Annotated in this window: 25 protein-coding genes; 6 read left to right on the top strand and 19 right to left on the bottom strand. The window is 45.1% G+C overall.

Translation table 11 applies throughout. The features are described from left to right. Positions 1-98 precede the first annotated feature (98 nt). Together AOT13_RS12060 and AOT13_RS12055 are read right to left on the bottom strand one after the other, a co-directional pair. Positions 99-536 (bottom strand): BrxA/BrxB family bacilliredoxin, encoded by a 438-nt coding sequence (locus AOT13_RS12060; protein ID WP_013400926.1) that lies wholly within the window; start codon positions 534-536, stop codon positions 99-101. A gap of 154 nt (positions 537-690) precedes the next feature. Next, the gene (locus AOT13_RS12055) at positions 691-1,068 is read right to left on the bottom strand and encodes a DUF4183 domain-containing protein (RefSeq protein ID WP_013400927.1); all 378 of its coding nucleotides are present in this window, start codon (positions 1,066-1,068) and stop codon (positions 691-693) included. A 348-nt stretch (positions 1,069-1,416) separates the two neighbouring features. Here AOT13_RS12055 and AOT13_RS12045 point away from each other — a divergent pair, with 348 nt between their 5' ends. Next, positions 1,417-1,800: a DUF4183 domain-containing protein gene (locus AOT13_RS12045; RefSeq protein ID WP_003250757.1), complete on the top strand. Its 384-nt coding sequence runs from the start codon at positions 1,417-1,419 to the stop codon at positions 1,798-1,800. Between the two features lie 278 nt (positions 1,801-2,078). Here the strand turns inward: AOT13_RS12045 and AOT13_RS12035 are convergent, their stop codons facing one another. From AOT13_RS12035 to AOT13_RS12020, 4 genes are all read right to left on the bottom strand, one after another. Next, positions 2,079-3,212, bottom strand: coding sequence for a conserved virulence factor C family protein (locus AOT13_RS12035; protein WP_003250759.1), 1,134 nt, complete (start codon positions 3,210-3,212; stop codon positions 2,079-2,081). Between the two features lie 303 nt (positions 3,213-3,515). Beyond that, entirely contained in the window at positions 3,516-3,992 is a 477-nt protein-coding gene (locus tag AOT13_RS12030) for a glutathione peroxidase (protein WP_041270080.1), read from the bottom strand. Positions 3,993-4,052: 60 nt separating this feature from the next. Further along, a complete protein-coding gene (locus tag AOT13_RS12025) occupies positions 4,053-4,577 on the bottom strand; it encodes a hypothetical protein (protein WP_003250762.1) in 525 nt (174 codons plus the stop codon). 13 nt (positions 4,578-4,590) lie between these two features. Next, positions 4,591-6,279: a formate--tetrahydrofolate ligase gene (locus AOT13_RS12020; RefSeq protein ID WP_042384855.1), complete on the bottom strand. Its 1,689-nt coding sequence runs from the start codon at positions 6,277-6,279 to the stop codon at positions 4,591-4,593. Between the two features lie 142 nt (positions 6,280-6,421). On the opposite strand from AOT13_RS12020, the gene metA reads away from it, so the two are divergent. Further along, the gene (gene metA / locus AOT13_RS12015) at positions 6,422-7,330 is read left to right on the top strand and encodes a homoserine O-acetyltransferase MetA (protein WP_003250766.1); all 909 of its coding nucleotides are present in this window, start codon (positions 6,422-6,424) and stop codon (positions 7,328-7,330) included. Between the two features lie 206 nt (positions 7,331-7,536). Beyond that, on the top strand, positions 7,537-8,085 hold the full coding sequence (gene lepB, locus AOT13_RS12010; protein ID WP_042384854.1) for a signal peptidase I: 549 nt from the start codon (positions 7,537-7,539) through the stop codon (positions 8,083-8,085). 376 nt (positions 8,086-8,461) lie between these two features. Here the strand turns inward: lepB and AOT13_RS12005 are convergent, their stop codons facing one another. The 7 genes from AOT13_RS12005 to AOT13_RS11975 form a co-directional block, all read right to left on the bottom strand. Next, positions 8,462-8,788: a YnfA family protein gene (locus tag AOT13_RS12005; RefSeq protein WP_003250771.1), complete on the bottom strand. Its 327-nt coding sequence runs from the start codon at positions 8,786-8,788 to the stop codon at positions 8,462-8,464. Positions 8,789-9,052: 264 nt separating this feature from the next. Next, on the bottom strand, positions 9,053-9,535 hold the full coding sequence (locus tag AOT13_RS12000) for a C40 family peptidase (protein ID WP_003250775.1): 483 nt from the start codon (positions 9,533-9,535) through the stop codon (positions 9,053-9,055). 921 nt (positions 9,536-10,456) lie between these two features. Further along, positions 10,457-10,693, bottom strand: a complete 237-nt coding sequence (locus AOT13_RS11995) for a hypothetical protein (RefSeq protein WP_013400933.1) — start codon at positions 10,691-10,693, stop codon at positions 10,457-10,459. 74 nt (positions 10,694-10,767) lie between these two features. Beyond that, positions 10,768-11,040 (bottom strand): hypothetical protein, encoded by a 273-nt coding sequence (locus AOT13_RS11990; RefSeq protein WP_013400934.1) that lies wholly within the window; start codon positions 11,038-11,040, stop codon positions 10,768-10,770. A 396-nt stretch (positions 11,041-11,436) separates the two neighbouring features. Then, positions 11,437-12,270 (bottom strand): SPL family radical SAM protein, encoded by an 834-nt coding sequence (locus tag AOT13_RS11985; protein ID WP_042384853.1) that lies wholly within the window; start codon positions 12,268-12,270, stop codon positions 11,437-11,439. Between the two features lie 41 nt (positions 12,271-12,311). Beyond that, the gene (locus AOT13_RS11980) at positions 12,312-12,860 is read right to left on the bottom strand and encodes a methylated-DNA--[protein]-cysteine S-methyltransferase (RefSeq protein WP_013400935.1); all 549 of its coding nucleotides are present in this window, start codon (positions 12,858-12,860) and stop codon (positions 12,312-12,314) included. Beyond that, the gene (locus tag AOT13_RS11975) at positions 12,860-13,495 is read right to left on the bottom strand and encodes a bifunctional transcriptional activator/DNA repair enzyme AdaA (protein ID WP_013400936.1); all 636 of its coding nucleotides are present in this window, start codon (positions 13,493-13,495) and stop codon (positions 12,860-12,862) included. The genes AOT13_RS11980 and AOT13_RS11975 overlap by 1 nt, the downstream gene beginning before the upstream one ends. A gap of 381 nt (positions 13,496-13,876) precedes the next feature. Between AOT13_RS11975 and AOT13_RS21225 the strand changes: the two genes are divergently transcribed. The 3 genes from AOT13_RS21225 to AOT13_RS20560 all read left to right on the top strand — a co-directional run bounded on the left by AOT13_RS21225 (position 13,877) and on the right by AOT13_RS20560 (position 14,575). Beyond that, positions 13,877-14,005, top strand: a complete 129-nt coding sequence (locus AOT13_RS21225) for a hypothetical protein (protein WP_255210114.1) — start codon at positions 13,877-13,879, stop codon at positions 14,003-14,005. A gap of 203 nt (positions 14,006-14,208) precedes the next feature. Further along, positions 14,209-14,394 (top strand): DUF3892 domain-containing protein, encoded by a 186-nt coding sequence (locus tag AOT13_RS11970; protein WP_013400937.1) that lies wholly within the window; start codon positions 14,209-14,211, stop codon positions 14,392-14,394. 31 nt (positions 14,395-14,425) lie between these two features. After that, entirely contained in the window at positions 14,426-14,575 is a 150-nt protein-coding gene (locus AOT13_RS20560) for a hypothetical protein (RefSeq protein WP_013400938.1), read from the top strand. 31 nt (positions 14,576-14,606) lie between these two features. Here AOT13_RS20560 and cobO read toward each other — a convergent pair whose 3' ends face one another. From cobO to AOT13_RS11940, 6 genes are read right to left on the bottom strand one after another with little or no spacing between them, the layout of a single operon-like run. Beyond that, positions 14,607-15,158 carry a cob(I)yrinic acid a,c-diamide adenosyltransferase gene (cobO, locus tag AOT13_RS11965; protein WP_013400939.1) on the bottom strand — a complete coding sequence of 184 codons (552 nt, stop codon included), beginning with the start codon at positions 15,156-15,158 and terminating at the stop codon, positions 14,607-14,609. Further along, complete coding sequence (cobA, locus tag AOT13_RS11960; RefSeq protein ID WP_003250786.1) at positions 15,139-15,921, bottom strand: uroporphyrinogen-III C-methyltransferase; 783 nt, start codon at positions 15,919-15,921, stop codon at positions 15,139-15,141. Before cobA ends, cobO begins: the two co-directional genes overlap by 20 nt. Continuing rightward, a complete protein-coding gene (cobT, locus tag AOT13_RS11955; RefSeq protein ID WP_013400940.1) occupies positions 15,918-16,970 on the bottom strand; it encodes a nicotinate-nucleotide--dimethylbenzimidazole phosphoribosyltransferase in 1,053 nt (350 codons plus the stop codon). Before cobT ends, cobA begins: the two co-directional genes overlap by 4 nt. Beyond that, a complete protein-coding gene (locus AOT13_RS11950) occupies positions 16,970-18,484 on the bottom strand; it encodes a cobyric acid synthase (RefSeq protein WP_013400941.1) in 1,515 nt (504 codons plus the stop codon). Before AOT13_RS11950 ends, cobT begins: the two co-directional genes overlap by 1 nt. After that, positions 18,477-19,841 carry a cobyrinic acid a,c-diamide synthase CobB gene (locus AOT13_RS11945; protein WP_042384852.1) on the bottom strand — a complete coding sequence of 455 codons (1,365 nt, stop codon included), beginning with the start codon at positions 19,839-19,841 and terminating at the stop codon, positions 18,477-18,479. Before AOT13_RS11945 ends, AOT13_RS11950 begins: the two co-directional genes overlap by 8 nt. 13 nt (positions 19,842-19,854) lie before the next feature. Next, complete coding sequence (locus tag AOT13_RS11940) at positions 19,855-20,928, bottom strand: cobalt-precorrin 5A hydrolase (protein WP_003250793.1); 1,074 nt, start codon at positions 20,926-20,928, stop codon at positions 19,855-19,857. Between the last annotated feature and the right edge of the window lie 3 nt (positions 20,929-20,931).

Here is a 20,931-nt window from a genome sequence, read left to right as displayed (position 1 = left end):
GATTTTCTTTCTATTCCTTTTCCTATGTCAGTGCCAAAGCCAAACTCTTTTAAGCGAGCGGTCCCGACGCAATGAAAAAAGGATGCCGAATAAGCATCCTATTTGCAATATTTTGCAAATGCCTTCATAATGTTTTCCATTACCGCTTCCATCGATTGAAATTCAATTTCCTCGCGTGGAATAAAATGAACGACTTCTTTTCCTTTTAACAGCGCCATTGATGGCGATGAAGGGGCGTAGCCCACAAAATATTCGCGCATTTTCGCGGTCGCTTCTCTATCTTGGCCGGCAAACACCGTCACTAAATGATCGGGCTTTTTCTCGCTGTTCAAGACAGCCTGTGTTGCCGCCGGCCGTGCCAAGCCTGCCGCACATCCGCAAACAGAGTTTACCACTACTAATGTCGTTCCTTCGACGTTTTCCATAAATTGTTCGACTTCCTCGCTTGTGCGAAGCTCGCGGAATCCGGCACGCACAAGTTCATCGCGCATCGGCTGCACAAGCTGGCGCATATACTCTTCATAAGCCATGGACATAACCGCAATCCCTCCCAACGTTATTCGCTGCCACCAGCATACTATTTTATTTTTGAAAAATCAATCAAAATCAGCATATTTACGTTGTAAATCGGTAAAAAAGCAGCAACCGCCCGGTCTTTGCCATCAGCAAAAGCGCTTCGTTCATAAAAAATCAAACCTTGATTGTAATAAATTGAAGAACAATGGGAGCTCCTTTAGTTGGAACGTCGGCAGTCTTTAAAGTCAGTCTTCCTTCTTGAACCTCATATAATGTTTCAGGCTGCAAAACCCCGTTGATAAACAAGTTAATAAACGACACTTGTTTTGGGTCCAAAATCCCCCGGTTCCCGTATTCTTTTAATTCATCTTCATTCGTATAAACCGTTTTGACGCCATCGGATATGGCGTTATATTGATAAGTATCCACTTGTAAAACCCGGGACGGGATATTAAAAGTCACGCGAAACTGAATGGTTGATATATTGTTAATCCAATCATACACTTTTGGAACGGCAATAACATGTTTTTGATATTTGGAAATGCGCTTCATAGCTGATACCACCCAATCAAAAATTTCGATAAACCATCAACTTCATCCATATAACGGTTCAGCATCATCATATTCAACATCCACCAATAAAGTGAGTTTAAGAACATTGGGGCGCTGCCACTTATGGCACTCGCCCTATATTTTGTTGTGACAACTGCCAAATCAACCGTCGCAAATAAAACATATAATGAATTGCAAATATTGCTGGTAATCAATAAAACGTGCCGCATCAGCGCATGCGCCTTACTCGGATCTCGCTTCCGCTTTCATGAGCGCAACCATTGCAACCTTCTGGTGTGGCGCTATATGGATTGCCTTACCACTACGAAAAGAAAGGGGATCTATAATATGGCTCTTCAATTAATCAAGCTCTTTGTTTCTGCTTCCACTTCCACCGATGCAGTGCCAACGGATACAAGATTTTTCTATATTACAACAGCAGAAACAGCCGCGGGCGCGACGTTGACCATTGATGCCGCAAGCTTTTTGCAAGACGATGGAAATCCGGCTACGGAATTGCCGGCATTAGCGGCAAACAACAGTTATTACAATGTTTATATTAACGGCGTTTTGCAAATGGAGGGCATCGCCACATATACACCGGGTGCCACAGGCGTCGGATCACTTGCCATTAACGTGCCTGCCGGCGGAGATCCTATCCCGGCAAATACCCCGATTGTGCTAGAAATTGTTCAATTTGCTCCGTCATCGACAACGACGGTGACAACATAAACATAATAGAAACAAGCTAAGGAACTTTCCATAACATGAATAGAAAAAGCGCGACAGGTTTTGTCGCGCTTTTTTTCTGCGGCATATCGCATGCAGGCATACCGTCAGATGAAACCCGCTTGACATTTTTGCAATGAAGCATAAGCATTCGCTTCCTTTCTTTGCTCGATGTGGCTGCCCATGACAAAACAATATATTTGTTAACAAAAACGAAAAATGTCCTGATTCGCATTTCTTTTTTCATTTCGGGACAAGAGTCTTTTTTCGGAAACATATGGTTATTTTTCTTTTTTCCGGCTCTCCGTCATCTGTTTCCATACCGACCCTTTCGCTTCTTCACCGCCTTCAATGCGTTCAATCGCCATTTTCACTTGCATGCTTACTTCAAATTCCGGATCGTTTTCCGCCGCTTTTAACGCCGACAGCGCCGATTCGTCGCCGACTTCGTATAAGAACATGGCGGCGCGCCAGCGGACAAGCTTGCTTGGGTCTTTGAGCGCTTCGATCATCACCGGAATCGCTTCCGGATCGCCAATGTCTGACAAACAGTCGCCGGCGGTGCGGCGGACGGACACCGACTTGTCTTTTAGCGCTTCATACAAATATGGCAGCACTTTTTTGCCGCCGACCATCCCTAAATACGCGGTCGCCAAGCGGCGAATGGCCACTTTTTCATCTTTCAGCGCTTTGGCAAGCACCGGTATATCGTCCTCGCCCGGATCGGCCATTTGTTCAAGCGCCGCATACCGTTTCCGCCAATCCGGATCGCCGAGCATTTCTTCTGTCACTTTGATACTCGGACGTTTTTGCGCTGTTTTTACCTGTTCGCCGCGGCGGAACATTTGCACAATGCGCTCTAATCGTTCCGGTGGATATGCAGCGGAAAGTTCTTCAACGATTTCACTGCCGATTTCTTCAAATGTGCCGTAACGCACGCCTTTTTCCACCCATTTCCGCTCAAGCACGACATTGCCCGCATATTTTTGCGCTTCAATGACCGCATCGATAAATGGTTGCGGAAGTCCGACGCGGTGTTCCCGCTCCCCATCCGTTAATTTCACTTGCATCGGCAGCCCGTACAGCATTTGCACATACACTTTTACTTCCCCGAAGTGTTCGTTCAGCTTTTGCGTTTCTTCTTGCTCTTCTTCGACTTCTTCGCCAAACACTTCACGAACTTTCGTTAAAATCTCTTTCCAGTCGTATTTCGGATTGCGCTCTACCGCCAAAAAGTCGGCAACATGATAAATTCCTTTTACCCCTTCGATTTTCATCAACTGCTGAATGAGAGGCGGCGCCGTATCGACATTATCCCGCTTATAGTTATGGCTTGTGCCGAATGGCAATTCTTCATCCAGCAATACTTTCATCGTGTTCGGACTTGGAGTTGGTTCAATCGATTTGATTTTCAACACGTTTCCCTCCTTGTTTCATTTTGAACAGCACAGCAGGATAACGCGCAAAACCGCTTTCCAACACGTGTGCACCCGCCGTTCCCTCTGTCCGGCAAACGCCTTATTCCATTCCCATGATGAAATCCCGGAATTTGTGCATGATTGAGCGGAATGCATATAATCATTCGGTGTTGTTTGGTGAAGCCGGCACTAGCCATCATAAAATTTAGCCCGCATTGTCATCATTGTTACACTGCAAAACGGATGATCCATTGACAAAAAACCGCCCTTCCTTTGTTGCGGAAAGACAGTTTTCATTCACTACAACAATTTTTCAATTTCGCTTTTTAGTTCGCTCGGCTTCGTCTGTGGAGCAAAACGGGCAACGACATTTCCGTTGCGATCAATTAAAAATTTCGTGAAATTCCACTTAATCGCCTTCGTTCCGAACACTCCCGGCGCTTTTTCCGTTAAATAGCGGAAAAGAGGATGGGCTTGTTCACCGTTGACGTCAACTTTAGCAAATATCGGGAAAGTCACGCCGTAATTGACTTGGCAAAACCGTTCAATCTCTTCTTCCGTTCCCGGCTCTTGATTTCCAAATTGATTGCATGGAAAACCGAGAACAACCAATCCACGCTCTCGATACTGTTCATACAATTCCTGCAATTCTTTATATTGAGGGGTAAAGCCGCATTTGCTTGCCGTATTCACGATAAGAAGCACTTTTCCTTTATAATCCGCCAACGACTGTTCTTTGCCGCGAATCGTTTTCGCTGTAAACTCATAAATGCTCATCATTTTCACCTCTCTTTTTCATCATATTGGATTTTCCGGCGTTTTTCCACTTTCGCGCCTTCACATTTGGTAAAATCGCTGCAACTGTTCAAGCGAATCAAGCATATATGGGATCATCTCCTGCAAATCATCAATATTCTCTTCATAAATGGGGCGCCCAAATTCGATCGTAATTTCGTTCGTGTAGCATGCGGATGGTTCGTGAGGAAAGTCATGACGCAACGTTTGGCGAATGATGCGCTTTTCGCCCCAAATGCGACGCAACGCGCTCTCAATAAGAGAGCACGTTGCATACCGCCGAATCGGCAGGAAGAACATAACAGCAAGCTCACAGCCAGGACGCCCGGAACACTGAAGCAGTTCTTGCGCGATTTGCTCCAAGTTCATCGCCAGCCGGACGGAGCACGATATCGTCCGTTCTTTGTCAGACGGCAAACAAAACGTAATCGTATACGTCCGCGAAAAGCTCGCCAAATCGACCATATCGCGGCGGTCTGTTACAACGATCTCCCCTGCTAAATCAAGGTCATATACCGCTCCTTCGAGCACCGTTTTCAAATTATCAAATACAGTTGGATCGAACATCCAATCTCCCCTTTTAAAATAAACCGACAGCATTTCCGTTTTCATCGACATCCATGTGAAGCGCTGCCGGCTGCTTCGGCAATCCCGGCATCGTCATCACATCCCCCGTCAACGCAACGAGAAAGCCTGCCCCAATCGCTGGTTTTAATTCGCGCACCGTTATCGTAAAGTTTGTCGGTCTGCCCAATTTTTCCGGATCGTCTGAAAGCGAATATTGCGTTTTCGCCACGCAAATCGGAAGCTTGTCCCAGCCAAACCCGGCAAACTGTTTTATTTGTTGTTGGGCTTTTGCAGAAAACTCGACATCTTTTGCGCCATACACCATTCGGGCAATTTTCCGGATTTTCTCTGGAATCGATTCTCTCACATCATATAAAGGCGCAAAGCGATTCGCTTCATTCGCGATGGCATTCAGCACTTTTTCGGCTAAGTCGATGCCTCCTTCACCGCCTTTTTCCCACACCTCTGTCAGGGATACCGAATACCCGTTCTGATCGCAAAAATCAACAAGCGCTTTTATTTCACGGTCCGTATCGGTTGCAAAGCGGTTAATGGCAATGACAAACGGCAAGCCGAACGCCTGTATTGTTTCAACATGCTTTTGCAAATTGGCTAATCCGGCTTGCAATGCCGCGACATTTTCGGCATGCAGCTCCTCTTTCGCCATGCCGCCATGCATTTTTAACGCGCGAATTGTCGCAACAATAACGACTGCTTCCGGACGAATATGTGCAAGACGCGATTTGATATGCAAAAATTTCTCCGCCCCTAAATCCGCGCCAAACCCGGCTTCGGTTACGACATAATCGGCGAGCTTTTGCGCCATCTTCGTCGCAATGACGCTGTTGCAGCCGTGCGCTATATTCGCAAACGGCCCGCCGTGCACTAACGCCGGAGCGTGCTCCACCGTTTGCACTAAATTCGGTTTGAACGCATCCTTTAATAAAAGCGTCAGCGCCCCTTCCACGCCTAAATCGCCAACTGTCACCGGCTGCTTGTCCATATCGTACGCGACAACGATGCGGGCGAGACGCTGCTTTAAATCTTGCAAATCTGTCGCTAAACAAAACACCGCCATCATTTCCGAGGCGACCGTAATATCAAATCCATCTTCCCGCGGCACCCCTTGCGCCGGTCCGCCTAAACCGACAACGACACGGCGAAGCGCCCGATCGTTTAAATCGACGGTTCGTTTCCAAACGATGCGGCGCGGATCGATGCGCAGCTTATTTCCATGGTGAAGATGATTATCGATGAAAGCGGCCAATGCGTTATTCGCCGTTGTAATCGCATGAAAATCCCCGGTGAAATGAAGGTTGATCTCGTCCATCGGCAGCACTTGCGAGTAACCGCCGCCCGTTGCTCCTCCTTTGATCCCCATCGTCGGCCCAAGCGAAGGTTCGCGCATCGCAATGATCGCTTTTTTCCCAAGCCGCTGCAGCGCTTGTCCCAATCCGACGGTGACCGTTGTTTTCCCTTCTCCGGCAGGCGTCGGATTAATCGACGTGACTAAAATCACTTTTCCATCCGGTTTCGTCGCGAGCCGCTTCATGATGTTTAAAGAAAGTTTCGCTTTGTAGTGGCCATACGGTTCCCATTCGTCTTCGTGAAGGCCTAAGCTTTCGGCAATGTCTCGAATATGCTTCAGTTTCGTCTGTTGTGCGATTTCCAAGTCGGTCATCTGATTCGCCATTATTGCCATAATCCGTTCCCCCATCAATGTAATAAGTGTAAACGTATATATTTTACCATTCGTACAAATTGAAAAAAATTCGTTGAATAAAATTTGCAATGTTTTTATAATTAAGTTATTTAAAACATTGAAAGAATGGAGGTTGAGACTGTTGCCAATTAACATTCCAAAAGATTTGCCGGCAAAAGAAATACTAGAACAAGAAAATATTTTCGTTATGGATGAGGAGCGGGCATATTCGCAAGACATTCGTCCGTTAAATATAGTCATTTTAAATTTAATGCCCCAAAAAGAAAAAGCGGAAACACAACTATTGCGTCTTCTTGGCAATTCACCGCTTCAAGTCAATGTGACGTTTTTGCGCCCGGCAACACACGAGCCGAAAACGACAAGCAAGCACCATCTGGAGCAATTTTATACGGTCTTCTCGCAAATTCGCCATCGCAAATTCGACGGCATGATTATTACTGGCGCTCCTGTCGAACAGATGCCGTTTGAAGAAGTAACGTATTGGGACGAACTTACCGAAATTATGGAATGGACAAAAACGCATGTCACCTCCACCCTACATATTTGCTGGGGGGCGCAAGCAGGACTTTATTATCATTACGGCATCCCAAAATACCCGCTTCCGCAAAAATGCTTTGGCATTTTCGAACATACGCTTGAAGTGAAAAACGTCAAACTGCTGCGCGGATTTGACGATGTATTTCGCGTGCCTCACTCGCGCCATACCGACGTAAAACGCGAAGATATTGAGAAAGTCCCGGAATTGACGATTTTATCTGTTTCCGAAAAAGCAGGGGTATGTTTAGTCGCATCGAACGATGGAAAGCAAATCTTTTTAACTGGCCATCCGGAATACGACGCCACGACATTAAAAGAAGAATATGAACGGGATTTAGCCAAAGGCCTGCCGATTCACATTCCAGAATCGTACTTCCCGAACGACGATCCGACAAAACAGCCGCTCAACACTTGGCGCTCTCATGCGAATTTATTATTTGTCAACTGGCTGAACTATTACGTTTACCAAGAAACGCCATATGACTGGGAATAAGAATTATTCTTTTTTCTTAAAAACTCAATGTCGAATGTGGTTAACATCAAGGGTTTCCTCTTATTTCCCACACCAATTTATTTGTATGGCCAATCATGTGGCCACACAAAAAAGCGGGAGCAATCCCGCTTCTTTTGTTGAACTTATATCAACTATTTGAAATAATTAAATTATTAAAAAGCAATTGAAATAAGGAAGTGATTTTATTGAAAGCAGATATAAACAAAGAGATATTTTCATTGGTGAAATCGATATTTTTCTCGTTGGCTATAGTTGCGATTTGCCGTTATTTCATATTTTCTCCCTCTACCGTTCACGGAGAATCGATGTCTCCAACATTGAAAGATCATGAAAAAATTATAATTAGCAAAGTTAGCAAATTAGAGCATTTCGATGTGATTGTGTTTCATGCCCCGGATTCGGATGCAAACTATGTTAAAAGAATTATCGGTCTTCCTGGAGATCGTATTGAAGTAAAAGATGACATACTATACATTAACGGCAAGCCTTATAAAGAACCATATTTAAAGCCCAATAGAAAAAATCTATTCCCTGGCATAAAATTAACAGGTGATTTCACATTAAAAGAAATAACTGGAAAATCAAAAGTGCCAAAAGGTTATCTCTTTGTCATGGGAGATAATCGATTGGTTAGCAAGGATAGTAGACATTTTAAATTCATACCGATTCAATCTGTTATTGGTGAGGTAAAGTTCAGATATTACCCTTTAAAAGAAATGGGAATTCCTGAATAATTTAGTATAAGCGTCCTTTGCATGACCGCATCCACCCCTTGGTAAATGATTTTAGTTGCTGGTTTCCAAGGCGGTGGATTTTTTATGTGCATTGATGCATTCGTTATGCGTTTTGCAACACGTCCAATATATTTTATTTACCCGTGGTGCTAGATAAAATCAGACAAGCATAAAAATAGCCCTTGCGTGAGGATCTCCCTAAGATGAAAGCGCGATCAAACATTCAAAAAGAGAGTCCACATTATCTGTTTTTCTTTCCAATCAAATATCCATTCCCGGTGTTTGAAGATTACTTACCTTCTCATCGCTCCAAGTACTTGCTTGTATACGTGCCCATCAAATCAACCGGTTTACGCACCTAGTTAAAGATGATGCCTTATTGTCGTGGTGCCCATAGCATGACGGAAACTCCTATTAAACAAATAACCGCACCAATCCAATCGTATAAATCAGGCGTTTTCTTATCAATCAACCAACCCCATAATACGGAAAGAACGATAAACACCCCACCATAAGCAGCATAAACTCTACCAAACGATGGAAATGATTGAAATGTAGCAATAACACCATATAAAGCCAGAGATAATCCACCAAAGACACCCCAATAAAATGGCTTACCTTCTCTTAACCATAGCCAAATAAGATACCCCCCGCCAATTTCAGCGATTCCAGCAAGTACAAACAAGATAATTGCGTAAAACATGTACATCACTTCCTTGAACAATTTTATTTATATAAGCTATTATAACGGTTCCTTTTTGCATTCACCTGCTCTGTTAGTTCAATAAACAATTAAGAACAGATCATTTAAATAAAAAAACGCCACCCCGATCGGAGTGACGCCCTGCTAAATAAAATATCCACGTTATCATCATAGCATGTTTGAAGCAACATAGTCTGTCATCTTTCTGCCAAAAGCCTACCGTTTTTCTTCCAATTAACAAAGAGATTTACTATAGCCTTTTATTTACTTAATGACTCGCTTAGCCCCTATATACCGGTCTTTCCAATATTTATCACTCATTTTAACCACTTTTACCCCTTTTGATGTGGCACCAATAAACGTACCATTTCCATTATAAATTCCCACAAAGGATACCTTTCCTTTTGCTCCTGTTGCATAAAACACTAAATCGCCTCTTTGTAACGCACTTTGTTTAACAAATTTACCGACTTTATACTGTGCGGCACTCGTTCGCGGAATAGCCAATTTGGTTGCAGCATTTTTATACACATACTGAGTAAAGCCACTCGCATCAAATCCTTTTGGCGTTGTACCTCCATATTTATATGGGCTTCCTACATAGTCATTTGCTACTGCCGCGACTTCCTCCCCATAGTTAATTGTTGCTGATGCATTGGAAACGGTACCGAAAATAAATGCTACGACTAAAGATAAAATTGATAAAACTGTTAATAACCATTTTGGAACCGATAAACTTATGCTCATCTCTACTCCCCCTTAGATTTAGAAAATGAACCTCAGTTTCAAATATATGGACATTAATCATTTTGATTCCTAAGGTAAAAAATTTTTGGAGGGTTGCACTTGCGTGTTTAGCGTCAGAAGTTTTGTTTTTATGCTTCGGTTCCTCTATGTCCAATCTTCGGACGAGTCTTTGTAAGTCAGCGATGAAATGCTCCTTCACCATTAAGCACTTGGCAAAGGATACCCGTAGCCATTGAATTTTACGCACATTCGTCTTCCCAGCTATACGTTTTCCTTACCTAATGGATAGCTATCCCTATAAAGCAGGAAACTATCCTTCAGACATGACCCGTTTCTTTTGCCATTTCGTCCAAATGCAATTTTTTCATGGATATTTTCTATATTCTTCTTTCGCTTTTCTTCTTCCTTATTGTATTGTTCTATTCTTTTTGTTTATTTTTTATTTAGCACATACTTTTATTAGAATACATAATGACGGCATCATTAAACGCCCCCATCTTGCTTAACTCCTCACGCATAAGCGCAAGAGGCGGTCGGTCTTGGACTAACAAGACAGGATGACGTTATCTTGAATTTTTCCATGTGTGCCAGTTCGTCGGGGCGCAAAGCCCATGCGCTCATGGACGCATATCAGCCACCGCACGTCACCCGCAAATTTAGGTGACAAGCGGAAGGGAGAGAAACAGCTAGAGTTTGTCCGATTTTTCCTAATATCAAAAGAATATTTTTCAGAGAAAAACGGTCAACAAAAGCAGACAAGTTTTCCTTTTTTCATACAGGCTTGTTAAATTTCAATGTTGATTTTTAGACTACAGAAAAAGACCGAAATAAATCGGCCTTGCGTCTTGTTCAAATATCGCAACTCACTAGTTTATCAAAAAGCAAAAAGGAGAAGCATAGTGCCTTCCCCTTAAAGAAATGTTAATTTTTTAATATTTTAGGAATGAAACAGGCTATTGTTGCTGATAATACAGCCAATATCAACGTAGGAACAGCAGAACTTTCACCAAAAACAACCTCTTGAGATAAATTAGCGCTTATATTCCGAGTTTCTGATAGATCAGGATTGTATGTAGCAGTGAGAAGTATACCTGATAACATTTGCGTTAATGAAAATAGCAATACGAAGCTCACTAAGAATATCATGTACTTTTTCATTTTATCCACCTCCTAACTTACTTATTTACGATTATATCCCATAAAAAATTCAAGATTTTGAAAAAATTCTTCAACTAACTTTTCCTCTTAACCAACCATGAAGCAAGCTTCAATACAGATGATGGAAATTTCATTTTAGGATTAACGGCATCTATAAACTTCTTAATTTGTTCTTCGCTTAAATCTTTTTCACCAGTCGAATTTTTAACATATGATACAAGTTCCCAAGTTTCATCATAAGGTTTCTTCGGTGCTTTCCACCTAATGCCAAATGTATAATCAACATCATCAATCTTGACGTTCATAATCAATATATCGCCATGGAGGATAAACTTACTCGTTTCCAATTTTTGTATCTCCCTCTACTTTTTAATCCTTTATGAAAATTATTTCGCGTTCCTTCTTCGATTCTCCCGCCCGTTAGCCGAACAAGAAAAACAGCAACATTCTTTAAAAAGCAGGTCGCACCCGCTCTACTTTTCCTGCAATCGCTTGAACGATTTCTTTTCTCATTCTCCTTGCTTGCCGTTCACTTACATGTTCCGTTCCCCTTAATATTTACAAGAAGGCTGAAGGATAACTCCGCCTTCTTTTTTATTTCACTTTGGCGGTGCTGTTATTTTCACGATAAAACAGCATAGATTGTTTTTTCACTTTCTTTTTTCCTTCCATAAAACAAATAACCACTCTTCCGTTGCTTCGGCATCATGTTTGGGGAAAGGGTTTTTTCGGCACTTCCTACTTCACAATATCCCCGATGAAGGCAAGAAACCTTCTTGACTCAAATAAATTTGTTCATCGGAGAATACCTTTTTTAGCCTGTCATACACGATGCGATATGCGGAAGGATCACACCATTTTTCCAAACCTAATTCTTTGTACATAGAAAAAATGCCTAAATTTTTGGTTCGTTTTCCTCCACTGCCGTCTCCCATGAAATAATCATCCACGCAGACACGATCGACGAATTTCTTTAATGTTTCTGGAAACTCTTCACTGCTAGGCAATACAGGGGCGATTGCGGCTTGAGTCGGCACGCCTGCATTGGCCAAAAGTTGCAGTGCCTTTAATCTAGCGCTAATCGGCGGGGCATAAGGCGTAAAATGTTTACGTATATCTTCCCTGTCTGTTTCAATGGTCATGCTAACTCGGACTCTATCCTTTAAAAGCAGAAATAAATCAATATCTCTACATACTAAAGGGCTCCGTGTCTGTACGAATAAAAAATCCGGTTGATTTTCCGCCATTACTTCCAACAAGGATCTTGTTATTTTCTCCTTATACTCAATAGGCTGATAAGGGTCTGTGCTAGATGACATAAAAATCGTCACTTTCCCTTTCTTTTTTGCTCTCTCCAGCTCTTTGCGCAGCAAATCGGCCGCTTCCTTTTTTATGTCTACCCATGTTCCCCATTCCTTCTTACGAAACACCGAAATAGGCATTTGACGCACATAGCAGTATGAACAAGCAAATGCACAACCAGCATATGGATTCAAAGAATGACTATAACCGGAAAGAAATCCTGTTCCTTTATTAAGAAGGGTTTTTGGGTATTTGTAAAAAAATTCAACGTTCACGCCGAATCCCTCCAGAGGTTTACATACGCTCCGTGGTACTATTAGGCATGCAAGGGGCTCGCCTCCATAAGCAAGCTTCTACTTTCTAGCTGCAGCAGCTGTTTCTTTATCTCCAAACCGCCCCGATAACCTGTCAGTTTTCCATTTTTGCCAATCGCACGATGGCAAGGTACCACAATTAAAATTGGATTGGCACCAATAGCAGCTCCGACGGCACGTACCGAAGCCGGTTTTTGAATATAATCCGCAATTTCCGAGTAAGATTGCGTGTGCCCGTACGGAATTTTGCGCAATGCATTCCACACTGATAATTGAAATGGTGTACCGTATAAATCAAGAGGCTGTAAAAAGTTCTTGCGCTTCCCCCGGAAATATTCTTCCAATTCGTCTGTATAAGGTCGTAATTTCTCATCATCTTGCGCCAAAACGCTGTTCGGAAAGCGTTTCGTAACCCAATTGGCTAACTCTTCAAATGGCTTATTCGGAGAACCTATGTAACAAAGTCCTTTGGATGTCGCAGCGATATACATTTGCCATTGGTTATACACAAACAAAGTCCAATAAACCGTTAGATTATTTTTTGATACCATTATTTAACGCCCCCATCGTTTATGTTATTGCTAATTAATTGGCGGTAATCTGCAGGCGTATAACCTGTTTCTTTTTTAAATAAAGTGATAAAGTATGCTGTATTAGGAATGCCTACTGCCAAGGCAATTTCTGTAATAGTTTTATCCGAAGTGACAAGAGAATGAACGGCTTTGGAAATTCTCGTTTGCCGGATATACTGGGCTGGGGTGATCCCCTTTATCCGTTTAAACGTACGGTGCAAATGATAGGGACTGCCGTGACACATATTCGCCAACGTTTTCAGCGTTAAAGCTTCCCTGTAATTCGTGTCAATGAATTGTGCGATTTGGGCCACCCATTCTTCATCCGGCAACCGTTGTCCGGTCGGTTTGCATCGTTTGCATGGTCGGAAATTTTCTGATAGAGCTTGTTGCGCATTTTGAAAGATGCGGACGTTTTCCTTTTTTGGGGGACGGGATTTGCAAGAAGGACGGCAAAAAATACCGGTAGTCTTTACGCCGTAAAAAAATTTATCGTCATAGGACGAATCGTTGTGCACGATCGCTTGCCATATTTCATCTGTTATATCTGTTTCACTAGCGTCCTTGGTTGCGATTGGAATATCCTCATGTTCTTGCTGTGTTTTATTCTTCATTTGGCTCACCTCCACACACAGTATACACCGGATGATATCTGAATGGATGTTTTCACGAATATAAAAGCAAGATTTTAAAATCAAATCGAATACGTTTCATGTTAACACTAAGATTGTATCGTTATTGCGGAGAATGGAAACATTTGCATAAAAATAGCATGATTTATCCTGAGTGAGGCGCTCCTTAGTGTGTATAGGCGTGAAAATTTGCAGACAATCGATTTTTCCTATTGACAAATATAAAAAAAAGAACTATCCTAATTCGCGATTGTTCACGGAAACTTCCGATTCCTCGACAAAACTTGTCAAAGGATTCGACGGCCCCCAGAACGAAGTTAACAACGTAGAATAAGACCACATCTAGAAAGGGATGAGTGGCACGTGAGAGCAGAACGGAGAAAACAATGGAAATCGCATTGGCGCAAATACAAACATTTATATAAAGGTGCCCGCGTGGAACGCCGCAATAAATGGCGGCAAAAATGGGAAGAAAAATATACGGCGAGCTAAAAAACCTTGGTGCTGCACCAAGGTTTTTTCACTTCCTTCCGGCTTCCCCGCTCCCGCACTTTTCATTACTTTGATGCCAAAATTTCTGCTCTTTCGTTCTCCTTTATATATGGCCAACATCTCGTTCGCATAAAATTTGTCCGTTAACAAAAAATAATAATGCGCAAAAAAGGAGTGGCCGTTTATGAACGGACAAGAAACATTTGTCGCTGTCCCAAAAACATCAAGGCGACATCATTGGCTTTAAAACATCCAAAGGGTATCGCAAAGCATTAATGGAAGTGGAAAAAGGGGCGGTTGCCGGTGTCCACGTCGTTACCGAACGTGATGGAGAACGATATAACAGAGATCTCTCCAGCAATCTTGATCAACTTCCTCTATTTTCCTAAATACTGATTGGTGGAAAGGATGTGCTAGCACATGACAAAAAGACCGAACAAAGGAAGCAAAAACCAGAATGCGCCGACACAAGATGCCATGTCGTTCTTAAATGAGCACATCGCGGGCGATAACAGCAAAGGCAATAAACGAAATAAATCGCAAAACGATAAAACAGATCTGTATGAATGAAGCAGAGAAAAGGGCAAAGAAAAGGGATGAGCTAAAACTCAATCCCTTCCATCGCCGTAACGCCTTGCTCATAATCATGTTTGACCAGCTTCATCTCTGTAACAATGTCGGCGGCCTCGATTATTTCCCGCTTTGCAAAACGGCCGGTGATCACTAAATGAAGCGCAGGAGGGCGCTTTTCTATTAATTGAAGCACTTGTTGAACGGAAATGATATCATCGACCGGAAACCGTTCAATCGCCAGCGCATTGTTCAACTCATCTAAAATCATTAAGTCGTACATGCCGGAAAGCACTTTTTCCTGCGTCAACTCCCATGCCGCTTTCAGCGCCCGCCGATGCGCTTCCGGCGTTTTCGTCCATGTAAATCCGGCGCCCATTGGATACATTTCGATGCCAAGTTTTTGCAAAATAAGCTGCTCGCCATACGTTCGCTCAGGCGACTTGATAAACTGAATGACGGCGGCTTTTTTTCCTCTCCCTGCCGCCCGTATCGCCAACCCGAGCGCAGCGGTCGTTTTGCCTTTTCCGTCCCCCGTATAAACGATGACGCGCCCTTTCGTTTTATGTGGTGGCAACCGCATCACCCCATTCCATCTCAGTAAACCATTGAATCGTCTCCCGAAGGCGCACGACCTCTCCGACAACGATCACCGCCGGATGAGAAAGGCCGGCGTTTTTGACGATATCGGAAATCGTTTGCAGCGTGCCGACAGCCGTCCGCTGCCGCTCCGTCGTCCCCCACTCGATCACTGCTACAGGGGTATGCACCGGCTTTCCATGTTCGATCAGTTTCCGACAAATATACGGCAAATTGCCAATCCCCATATAAAATGCAAGTGTATCGCTTCCTTTTGCCAATCCTTCCCAATGGAGACGGTCATCCCCCTTTTCTTGACGGCCATGGCCGGTCACAATGGTAAAGGAAGCGGCATAGTTTCGGTGCGTGACGGGAATGCCGGCATATGCCGGCGCTGCAATTCCTGCCGTCACGCCAGGAACGATTTCAAACGGAATGCCGTGTCGCGCAAGCACTTCCGCTTCTTCCCCTGCCCGTCCGAATACGCAAGGATCCCCGCCTTTAAGCCGAGTGACGATCTTTCCTTGTTTCGCTTTTTCGACCAGCCATGCATGAATTTGTTCTTGAATGCGCGCATGCTTTCCCGGTTCTTTTCCACAATAAATGAGTTCGGCGCCGCTTTTGGCGTGCTTCAATAAATTTTGGTTAACCAATCGGTCGTAAATAATAACATCGGCGTTTTGAATGCATTCCAACCCGTAGACGGTGATCAGCTTTTCATCACCGGGCCCGGCGCCAACGAGATATACTTTTCCGCATGCTGTCATTGTTTTCCTTCTCCTTCTACAGAATGGGAAATATGTGCAGAAGCAAATGTCGCCATTTCCTTGACCATCGCCGTCGCAAATGTCAACAGCGGAAATGCGACCACCGCCCCGCTACCTTCGCCAAGGCGCATGTTTAAATCGATGAGGGGCTCTTTGCCTAATAATTCGAGCGCCACTTGATGCCCCATTTCACAAGAACGATGGCCGGCAATCATATAATCGGCAACAGCGGGTGCGAAAAGCTTGGCGACAAGCGCGGCAACCGTACAGATGAACCCGTCCAGTAAAACCGGAACGCGCCGCTCCGCTGCCGCCAACATCGCCCCCGCCATCGCAGCGATTTCCAGCCCGCCGATTTTGGATAATAATTCTATCGGTTTGGACGGATCAGGCTGGTGAAGCGACAATGCGCGGCGAATGACGCTGGCTTTATGGGCAAGCTTTTCTTCTGAAATTCCTGTTCCCCTTCCGACGAGTTGTTCGATTGGCTTACCGCTCACTGCTGCTAAAATCGCGCTTGCGGTGGTCGTGTTGCCGATTCCCATTTCCCCGACAATGAGAGTTCGGGCCCCTTTGCCGATGATTTCCTGCGCTTGTTCGTAGCCAACGAGAAGCGCTTGTTCCGCTTCCGCGCTGCTCATCGCTTCTTTCTCGCAAAAATTGTTTGTGCCGTACCGCACTTTTTTCGAAATTACCGCTTCATGCTCAATGGCTGCAGCGACTCCAACATCAACAATGGCAAATATGGCGCCGATTTGCCGGCTGAACACATTAATCGCCGCGCCACCTTGAACAAAATTGCCTACCATTTGTGCCGTCACTTCCTGCGGAAATGCTGACACTCCTTCTTTCGCAACACCGTGGTCAGCGGCAAATACAAGCACGCCAGGCGGAGAAACATCGGGAAATTTATTCCCTGTCATTTCCGCCAGCTCGATCGCTAACTTCTCTAAACGTCCAAGGCTGCCGACCGGTTTTGTCAATTGGTCGACGTAAGCGCGTGCCTCTTTTCCGATTTCTTTATTCAGCTTTGGAATCGAAAATAACATTATACATCCTCCTTTTGAAACACATGCATTTTTTCTTCGATTTCATCCATGCGGACGTGCCGCTTCACATGATTGGCAAGGCGGTCAAAAGCCTGTTCTCTGATGGTGCGAAACGACTGACGCCCGTAAATGGGCGCCAACCCTTTCCGGCGGCGAATGTTATTCAATAGCGCTTCACGAAACGCATCGTTATGAAAAAGATCGTGAAAATACGTGCCTAACACCCGATCGTCTTTGCTTTTCGCGCCTTCCCCGCGACCTTGAACGTCGATAAAAGGGATATAATCTCCGTCCAGCGGCTGCGAACGCCCCATATGAATCTCATATCCTTTCACCAAAAAGCGCTCACCGGCAAATGTCAATATTCCTTCCGAAAGGACGGTTGTTTTTTTGCGCTCCAGCGTCGTTTCCAGCGGCAGAAGATGCAATCCGGAAATTTCCTTTAACGGCGTTTCCACGCCAAATGGATCGCGAATGCGGGCGCCTAACATTTGATAGCCGCCGCATATGCCGACAATCGTCGCAGAATGATGTTTATAAAGCGTTAGAATCTGCTCGGCAATGCCTTGTTTCTTCATATATAGCAAATCTTCTATCGTATTTTTGCTTCCAGGTAAAATAAGCAAATCGGGCTTGCCAAGCTGCGCGGCCGTCGTCACCAACCGGACATGGCAGTCCGGCTCGGCCAAAAACGGATCGACATCCGTGAAATTAGAGATTTTCGGATAACGGATCACCGCAATATCAATGTCTTTGTCCGGATTGACGGCCGTGGACATTTGTTCTAAACTAACCGAGTCTTCCGCATCAATATGTAAATCTTCTAAATATGGAACGACGCCTAACACCGGAACGCCGGTATATTGTTCAAACCAGTCGAGCCCCGGCTGCAAAAGCGCCAAATCGCCGCGGAACTTATTAATGATGACGCCGATGATCCGCTTGCGGTCTTCTTGGTCAAGCAGCTGCAACGTCCCTACTAAACTGGCAAACACGCCGCCGCGTTCAATATCGCCGACTAATATTACCGGCGCGTTTGCCATGCGGGCGACGCGCATGTTGACAAGTTCGCGGTCATTTAAATTGATTTCCGCTGGGCTTCCCGCCCCTTCAATCACAAGCCGATCATATTCATTCATTAAAACGTCCAGCGACTTGCGGATAATGCTCAATCCTTTTTCAAAAAATTCGTTGCGGTACGCGAACGCCCGCATATTTTTATACGGCCGTCCGTGCACGATGATTTGCGATTCATGCTCGCGGCTCGGTTTAATTAAAATCGGGTTCATATCGGTCGTTGCGACAATGCCGGCCGCTTCCGCTTGGATTCCTTGCGCCCGCCCGATTTCTTTGCCATCGACCGTCACGTACGAGTTGAGGGACATGTTTTGTGATTTAAACGGCGCCGTTTTCCAGCCGTTTTCCGCGAAAATGCGGCAAAACGCCGTGGCGATAATGCTTTTTCCCGCGTCGGAATGCGTTCCTTGAAACATAATCGGCAACGCTTTAGCCACGTTCCTTCACCTCCTTACATCGCTTCAGCCAATTTTCGACCATTGGCGGGCAAGAAGCAAAATGAAAATGGATATAGCCTGCAATTAAATTTTCCCGCTGATAGCCGTCTTTTTTCACACCACGCAGCCCTGTTGTTTCATACGCAAACGGAAGCCCGCCTTCCGCTTCATATGTAGAATAATGAAACTCATGCCCCCGCGCCCGCAATCCTTCCGGAAGCAAAAAATTTCCTTTTTCCCCCTTTACTTCGCGATAACCGAGCGCGACGAGCTTCGAATGCATGACGACGCGCCCCGGAATGACACCGACCATGTCATAACACGAACCATCCGTCGTTTCGATGGCTTCGGTTAAAAACATAAATCCCCCGCATTCCGCCAATGTCGGAAGCCCGCTTTCGATCGCGGCTTTGATTGACTGCTTGACATTTTGTTGTTCGGACAGCGTTTTGGCGAACTCTTCGGGAAATCCGCCGCCAATATACAACCCATCGACATCGTCCGGCAGCGGTTCGCCGGCAAGCGGGGAGAAAAAGACTAATTCAGCTCCATATGCCTGTAACAGCTCTAAATTTTCCGGATAATAAAAATGAAACGCCGCGTCTTTGGCCACCGCAATCCGCACATTATACGATTTGTTAACATTGACATACGATCGCGGCGCGCTCAATGCCGGAGCTTCCGAAAGCTTAAGCAATGCGTTAAGGTCGACCGTCTCGGCGACGCGCTCCCCTAATTTTGCAAAAAAGCCATCCAACTCTCCGCGCTCTATCGACGGAATAAGGCCTAAATGCCGTTCTGGGATGTGAAGCATATCATCTTTTTGTAAAAAACCGATCACCGGAATGCCACATTCTTGTTCAATCGCCGTTTTCACAAGGCGAAAATGTCCCTCACTGCCGACGCGGTTGGCAATCACTCCCGCAATGCGCACGCGTTTATCAAATGTTTGAAAGCCGCGGACTATCGCCGCCGCGCTCCGTGCCATGCCGGAACAGTCGATGACAAGCAACACCGGGCTTTTCGTCAAAACACTGATCTCCGCCGTCGTTCCTTCGTTTGTCGTCGGCCGTTTTCCATCAAACAGGCCCATGACCCCTTCGATAATAGCGATATCCGCCCCTTCACAGCCTTTGGCGCAAATCGCTTGAACCGTTTCATGGCCGACCATCCAGCTGTCCAGATTGCGCGATCGTCTTCCCGTGACGGCGGTATGATAGGTCGGGTCAATATAATCCGGACCGCATTTAAATCCTTGCACGGTGTAGCCTTTTTGCCTTAACGCCGCCATCAGCCCGATGGTTACAGTCGTTTTTCCGACACCGCTTTCCGTTCCGGCGATTACAATTCTTCGCATGTTGTTTTCCTCCTTAATGTTGCAAAAGTGCCACCGAAATCGTGACATTGCCCGCCTTTTTCTTAACTAGTTCCAGCTTTTCGGCGCCGCTATATAGCTTCGCTGCCGGCTCGCTGACACCGTAAGCGCCTGTATAGCGGTACACCGTTTCCGAAGGTTGTTCGATGTTTACGTTATTTAATTCTTCCGGAGTATAATAAATGAATTCCCATCCGTATTTCCGGACAACTTCCAGCAGTCCCGGCTCGTCTTTTTTTAATGCAATCGTACATACCGCTTTCACGCTTTTTATGGAAAAACGGAGTTCGTCTAACGTTTCGCGAATGACCGTTTCAATTTCTTCCGCTGTTGTGCCGCGGTTGCAGCCGATGCCGAGCACAATCACTTTCGGACGGTACAAAACGCCGTTTTGCAATATCGCTTCTTCCTCTTTCGACAACAGGCGATGGGTCACGACAAGAGCGGCATCCGGTTTTGCCGCTAGCGCTTCCCCAACCGAATGATAAACATGGATATTGTTTGGCAGCGGCGTATCGTAATCCCACCAATTTCTCTCTCCTGACTCCTGCACTACAGCAACGCGCTGTTCATTAACAACAGCGGCGCTGACAGGCGTCAGCTTTTCGGCGGATTCCCATTCCCAGCCAAAAGAACGGCCAAACAAATCAACGGCAATCGTTTTTTGTACATCAGAGGCAGTCGTAATAACCGGTTGGGCGTGTAAAATTTCCGCAACTTGCCGCGTCAATTCGTTCGCTCCGCCAAGATGCCCAGAAAGCACGCTAATGACGTACTGTCCTTTATCATCGATAACGACAACTGCCGGATCGGTTTTTTTATCCTTTAATAACGGGGCAATCATCCGCACGACCGCGCCGAGCGAAATAATAAGCACAAGCCCGCGGTATGTTTGAAAGAGCGACGGCAATAATAACCGCACGTTCCCCGCAAACAAGCGAATTCCTTTTTCTTCTTCGTCGCCTCTCGCAAACTTATTCGTATAATATACATCCGCATTCGGAAGCTTTTCGCCGACGCGGCGGGCAATGTCCGTACCGTGCTTCGTAATCGCAACAATCGCATACATTTT

The sequence above is a fragment of the Parageobacillus thermoglucosidasius genome (assembly GCF_001295365.1).
GTDB classification, from domain to species: Bacteria; Bacillota; Bacilli; order Bacillales; family Anoxybacillaceae; genus Parageobacillus; species Parageobacillus thermoglucosidasius.
Note: the sequence above shows the minus strand (reverse complement) of the source record. Positions and strands in the feature narration are given on the sequence as shown.